6 protein-coding genes are annotated in these 6155 nt (G+C 51.6%); 5 read left to right on the forward strand and 1 reads right to left on the reverse strand.

The features are described 5' to 3' along the window. Positions 1-654, reverse strand: coding sequence for a YkgJ family cysteine cluster protein (locus ULO1_RS01020; RefSeq protein ID WP_079932740.1), 654 nt, complete (start codon positions 652-654; stop codon positions 1-3). A 99-nt stretch (positions 655-753) separates the two neighbouring features. Here ULO1_RS01020 and gatC point away from each other — a divergent pair, with 99 nt between their 5' ends. The 5 genes from gatC to ULO1_RS01045 form a co-directional block, all read left to right on the forward strand. Beyond that, positions 754-1035 (forward strand): Asp-tRNA(Asn)/Glu-tRNA(Gln) amidotransferase subunit GatC, encoded by a 282-nt coding sequence (gene gatC, locus ULO1_RS01025; RefSeq protein WP_078665953.1) that lies wholly within the window; start codon positions 754-756, stop codon positions 1033-1035. Positions 1036-1048: 13 nt separating this feature from the next. Further along, positions 1049-2506 carry an Asp-tRNA(Asn)/Glu-tRNA(Gln) amidotransferase subunit GatA gene (gene gatA, locus ULO1_RS01030; RefSeq protein ID WP_079932742.1) on the forward strand — a complete coding sequence of 486 codons (1458 nt, stop codon included), beginning with the start codon at positions 1049-1051 and terminating at the stop codon, positions 2504-2506. 17 nt (positions 2507-2523) lie between these two features. Then, on the forward strand, positions 2524-3978 hold the full coding sequence (gene gatB, locus ULO1_RS01035; RefSeq protein ID WP_078665955.1) for an Asp-tRNA(Asn)/Glu-tRNA(Gln) amidotransferase subunit GatB: 1455 nt from the start codon (positions 2524-2526) through the stop codon (positions 3976-3978). A gap of 137 nt (positions 3979-4115) precedes the next feature. Then, positions 4116-4811, forward strand: a complete 696-nt coding sequence (locus ULO1_RS01040) for a copper amine oxidase N-terminal domain-containing protein (protein WP_079907159.1) — start codon at positions 4116-4118, stop codon at positions 4809-4811. Positions 4812-4900: 89 nt separating this feature from the next. After that, positions 4901-6155: PQQ-binding-like beta-propeller repeat protein (locus ULO1_RS01045; protein WP_200806914.1), on the forward strand; the 1255-nt coding region annotated here is incomplete at its 3' end.

A 6155-nucleotide genomic window follows, 5' to 3' on the forward strand; every position in this document is an offset into this window, starting at 1 on the left:
TTATCTCCTTTCTAGAAACTGACTTAAAATCACTTCGCCATAATCCTTTTTCTCAGCAAAAGGCCCCGGATCCCAGTCAGACAGCCTGATCCGGGGCTGCCAGCCTTCGTGAAAGTAAAGTTCGGCTCCGCAGGCTTGTGTAGCCAGCAGCCACTGCCGGACCAGTTCATCTTCTCCCAGATTGACGATAGTATTGCGCAGCCTGGTAAAGTTTTTGCCCGCCGGGGAACAGAGATAGGTTTGACAAACCAGCGGCCGGGCCTGATAAACCCGGCAGGTGCCGGTAGTTTGATCCAGAAAGATACAGGCGCCCTGTTCGTCTCTAGCCAGACTGATATCCACCGCCCTGCCCTGGACATAAATGTAAGCATGGCTGTTGAGAAAAGAGAGCAGCTGGGCAGGAGCAGGGTACTGGCCATGGAGATGGCGGTATAATACAAGAACGTCAATATAGGTTAGCGGGATTCGCTCATAACAACAGAGGTCACAGCCTTTACATTGCCGCACAGGGGCTCTGGTCCGCCGGGACGGACCATTTTCGATGAATTCATTAATCGCCTGTAAATAGTCTGCTATCGTGGCAGAAGGGTCCAGGATGCGCAGGTCATAGCCCTGGTTGCCTTTGATTTCTGCTGGAAAAATTTCAACTTTCATTGCTGGCCTCCAATCCCTGTTGATTTGCCCATTTTCCCGAATTTTGCTATAATGAAATTTATGAATTGCCGAGAAAATGCCAATAAGGAAGGTGAAACCATGATCACCAAACAGGATGTCGAACACGTCGCCATGCTGGCCCGTTTGGAGCTGACTGAAGAAGAAAAAGAGATGTTTACCCAGCAGCTCAATGCTATTTTAGAATATGCTGACCAGTTGAAGCAACTGGATACCAGTGAGATTCCTCCCACTGCCCACGCTATTCCCATGCAAAATGTCTTCCGGGATGATGAGGTCAAGCCCGGTTTAAGCAATGAGGAGGCTGTGGCTGCTGCGCCGGAAGCAGAAGATGGCTTCTTTAAAGTGCCGAAAATAGTCTAAGGAGGGACAGGCATTGAGTTTACATACATTGACGGTGGAACAGGCCAGTCAAATGCTGGTCAGGAAAGAAATCAGCAGTGTGGAGCTGACCCGGGCCATCCTGGACAGGATTGAGCAGGTGGACAATCAGGTCCAGGCCTTTGTCACTGTTACCAGAGAACAGGCTCTGGCCCAGGCGGAGGAAATTGACCGCAGACGGCAACAGGGGGAAGAACTGGGACCGCTGGCCGGGATTCCCTTTGCTCTCAAGGACAATATGTGTACCAGAGGGATTCGCACTACCTGCTCGTCTAAAATATTACATAATTTCATTCCCCCCTACAATGCCACAGTCTGGGACAGGCTGCAGGCAGCCGGGGCGGTTCTGGTGGGCAAAACCAACCTGGATGAGTTCGCTATGGGTTCATCCACGGAGAATTCAGGCTTTTTCCCTACCCATAACCCCTATGACCTGGAGCGGGTGCCCGGAGGGTCTTCCGGGGGTTCGGCTGCAGCAGTGGCAGCCGGGGAGGCGCTGTTTTCCCTGGGTTCCGATACCGGGGGCTCTATTCGCCAGCCGGCGGCTTTTTGCGGGCTGGTAGGATTAAAGCCCACTTATGGCCTGGTTTCCCGCTATGGCCTGATCGCTTTTGCTTCCAGTCTGGATCAGATCGGTCCTTTTGCCCGTACGGTACGGGATTGTGCCCTGATTACTCAGACCATTGCTGGCCACGACCCCAAAGACTCCACTTCGGCAGGCTTGCCTGTGCCTGACTATCTGCAGGCTTTAGAAGGCGGGGTCAAAGGGCTGAAAGTAGGGGTACCGAGGGAATATTACCAGGTAGAAGGTATTCAGCCGGAAATTCGGGCCGCAGTGGAGAAGACCATCAAGGCTCTTGAAGATCTGGGGGCAGAGGTAGGGGAATGTTCTTTGCCCCATACCAGGTATGCTCTGGCAACCTATTACCTGATTGCCCCGGCGGAAGCCAGCTCCAACCTGGCCCGTTATGATGGCGTGCAATACGGCCTCAGGGTTGAAGGGGAAGACATCGTGGAGATGTACAAAAAGACCCGCAGTCAGGGATTTGGCCCGGAAGTCAAGCGTCGCATCATGCTGGGGACTTATGCATTGAGTTCCGGCTACTATGATGCCTATTATCTCAAAGCTTTAAAGGTACGGACCTTAATTAAACAGGATTTTGACCAGGCGTTTGCCCGGTTTGATGTATTGCTTTCACCTACTACTCCGACGGTAGCTTTCAAATTCGGGGAAAAGGCTGCCGATCCCATCTCCATGTATCTGTCCGATATCTTTACCATGTCCTCCAACCTGGCAGGGATTCCGGCCATCAGCATACCGGTAGGGCTGACAGATGGCTTGCCAGTGGGGGTGCAATTTATGGGCAAGGCCTTTGACGAAGCCACCCTGTTCCGGGTCAGCTATGCAGTGGAACAGGCCTTGTTGCCGGCCCCATTGTATCCCCAACTGTAATTGCGGAGGTGTGGAAGATGCCATTAAAGGATTACGAGATCGTCATCGGTCTGGAGGTTCACGTTGAACTGAAAACTAAATCCAAGATCTTTTGCAGCTGCCCTACCGAATTCGGCGGGAGCCAGAATACGCATGTCTGCCCTGTTTGCCTGGGTTTGCCAGGGGTTTTGCCTGTCCTGAACCGGCGAGTAGTGGAATATGCCATTAAGGCTGGTTTGGCCTTGAACTGCGAAATCGCTGAATTCAGCAAGTTCGACCGCAAAAACTATTTTTATCCTGACTTGCCCAAGGCCTATCAGATTTCCCAGTACGATTTGCCCATAGCCAAAAACGGCTATCTGGAAATCGAAGTAAATGGCGAAACCAAACGAATCGGTATCACCCGTATCCACATGGAAGAGGATGCTGGCAAGCTGGTGCACCAGGGTGCTGCCAATATCAGCGGGGCTGATTATTCTCTGGTGGATTATAACCGGACGGGAGTGCCGCTGATTGAGATCGTCTCCGAACCGGATTTGCGCTCACCGGAAGAGGCGCGCCTGTATCTGGAAAAACTGAAGGCGATTATCCAGTATACCGAGATTTCCGATTGCAAGATGGAAGAGGGCTCTTTGCGCTGTGATGCCAACGTTTCCTTACGGCCTATTGGCAGCAAGGAATTTGGCACCAAAACGGAGCTGAAGAATATGAACTCCTTTAAGGCCCTGCAACGGGCCCTGGAGTATGAAGTGGAACGCCAGGCTGCCATCCTGGATGAAGGGGGCAGAATCGTTCAGGAAACCCGGACCTGGGATGAAAACCGGGGGGTAACCCTGAGCATGCGCTCCAAGGAAGAAGCCCATGATTACCGCTACTTCCCGGAGCCGGACCTGGTTCCGCTTGTAATCGACCGGGCCTGGGTGGAGGAAATACGCCGTTCCTTGCCGGAACTGCCGGACGCCCGGCAGCAGCGTTATATTCAGGAACTGGGCCTGCCCGCTTATGATGCCGGCGTGATCACCGCTTCCAAAGCGATGGCCGACTATTTTGAGGCCTGTCTGCAGTACCATCACGATGCCAAGGCCATCAGCAACTGGCTGATGGGGGAATTCTCCCGCCTGCTGAATGCGGAGGGGATGGAAATCCAGCAGTCCAGGATTAAGCCACAGCAGCTGGCCCAGCTTTTGAAGCTGCAGGAGAACGGTACTATCAGTGTCAAGATTGCCAAGACGGTGTTTGAAGAAATGTTTGCTACTGGCCGGGAACCGGAGGAAATCATCAAGGAGAAAGGGCTGGTGCAAATCAGTGACGAGGGGGCCCTGGCGGCCATTGTGGCTAAAGTAGTTGAGGCCAATCCCCAGTCGGTAGCGGACTACAAGGCCGGGAAAGAAAGAGCTATCGGCTTCCTGGTCGGTCAGGTGATGAAGGAAACCAGAGGCAAGGCCAATCCCCAGCTGGTGAACAAATTGCTGGTGGAGTATTTGAACAAATAACGAAAAGTTCGGGCTGTCGACAAAGTTTCGGCAGCCTATTTTGTTGGTTTTTGTCGCCTTGTATACAGGATTTGGCAGCAGGAAATCAGGGAGAGGAGGGGAATATGTCATAAAAAACCAGCAAGGGGGAGTTGTTTGTGAAAAAAGTCCTTATCTCTTTTTTATTTGTGGTGTTTTTATTGCCAGCGACGATGGTCTGGGCCTGGGAGGACCATATCATCCTGGGGCGTACCTATGATGGGGAGGTGGATACCACCCATACCATTCCCGGCTATACCCTGGAGCAAATGCTGAAGTTTCTTTACTATGAGGCTAGCAATGTCGAGGAGATCCTGGCTATTGATGGAGTGCCCATCAGCAAAACAGCATGGAAGAAGTACGGGGGAAAAATCAATCCGAAGGTGAAAAAGCCCGACCCTATTGATACTACGCCGAGGGATCCGAGTATACCGATAGAAGTTAGTTTTTCCAACGGACATGTATTGTTTTTTCTGGATCAAAAGCCGGTGATGTACAAGAACAGGGTGATGGTACCTTTAAGAAGGCTGGCAGAGGCTTTCCGGGCTAACCTGGAATGGGATGGCCGGGAGCAAAAAATTACACTGCAGAGGGATAATACGATGATAATAGTTAAGATTGGTTCCAACAAGATGATTATTAATGGGGAAGAGAAAACGATGGATGTAGCGCCATATATTCTGAACAAAAGAACGATGGTTCCGGTCAGGTTTATCAGTGAGGCATTTGGCCATAAAATTTACTGGGACGGAAATGCAATGGCCGTAATTATTTATGTTGATACAGATTTCGAACCTGGAGGATATAGTCAATGAGAAAAAGATTTATTTACCATTTTTTGTTCATTTTCATATTTTTTAATGCAGCTAGTGCGAATCTCAATATAGATCACGAAGATTCTATTATGTTCGGTAATAAAGAAAATAGAAAACGAATATTTTATGATCCCACCTTTCCGCCTATTACCACCCAGTGGCAGGTGCAGCTGGCGCCAGCGGGTAAACCCGGGGAACCACCTATCCTGGGCCAGCCGGTTATTCTCAGCCAGGAGCAAAAAATCTACATCAAAGCCGGCCAGGAAATCCTGGCCTTAAACCTTAACAGCGGCCAGATCCTCCAGCGCAAGCAGATTGAAACCGCAGCTACCTTTCCTTCCATCTCCTCACCCACCTACAGGCAGGGCCGCCTCTTCTTTGGCACCAGGGCTAGTGGCATCTACGCCCTCAATAGCAGCCTGGCCCAGACCCTCTGGCATCTGCCCCTGACCGCTAAAGTTTCCTCCTCACCCCTGCTGGTGGACAACCTGGTCATCCTCGGGGCCACCAATCAACGCACTTACCTTATAGACCAGCTCCAGGGGACTCAAATAGGCAGCTCACCCATCTTACAGCAAGGGGAAATCACCTCTTCCCCTTGTCTGTTTGGCAATGCTTTTGCTATCGGTGTGGATGGAACGGCTCTAAATGGCTCGGTCCAGGCCTATGACCTGCAGGGACGGCTGCTCTGGACCTATAACACCAAAACCGGGGTACCGGCTTCTATAGCCACTGATGGCAATTATCTTTATTTTTCCGATAAAAAAGGCCGCTTCTATGCCTTAAATGCTCGTACCGGCAGAAGGCAGTGGTTGAATGAAAGTTTCTTTAAACCGGCCAATTTCATCAACAACTCCCCCGCCCTTTATCAAAACCGCCTCTATTTCGTTATTAACCAGTACAACGGCCAAAAAGCCAGAGTAGTTTGTCTCAACAGCACCAATGGCCTTCCCCTTGCCGGCTGGCTTCAGCGGGACCTGGCGGCGGATAGCTGGGTTTCGCCTATCATCTGGTCAGCTGCCAATTTGCTGCTGGTAGCAGATGATAGCGGTACTGTCTATGGCCTGGATCTCACAACCGGCCAGGAGCGGCCCTGGTATTATGACCGGCAACAGGGCAAGACCGTCAGCCGGGTTAACCTGGGAGCTCCGGTTACAGGGGAAATGGCTTTAGCAGGGGGATATTTGCTGGTAGCCACCCTGGATGGTAAGTTACACGCTTTCGGTAACCAGGGCCTGCAAAACCTGATGGTCTCCGGTTTAACCAGCAGCAGCCAGGAGATAGAGAAAGGCAAGACCTATCAGACCCGGCTGCTGGTCAGTGCCCGCGATGTTAGCCGGCCGC

Origin of the sequence: Carboxydocella sp. ULO1, from assembly GCF_002049255.1 — a bacterium.
In the GTDB taxonomy this organism is placed as follows: Bacteria; Bacillota.

Bases quoted from the DNA above. Each gene is read 5' to 3' on its own strand.
- ULO1_RS01020 (WP_079932740.1), bottom strand. From the start codon at position 654: ATGAAAGTTGAAATTTTTCCAGCAGAAATCAAAGGCAACCAGGGCTAT.
- gatC (WP_078665953.1), top strand. From the start codon at position 754: ATGATCACCAAACAGGATGTCGAACACGTCGCCATGCTGGCCCGTTTG.
- gatB (WP_078665955.1), top strand. From the start codon at position 2,524: ATGCCATTAAAGGATTACGAGATCGTCATCGGTCTGGAGGTTCACGTT.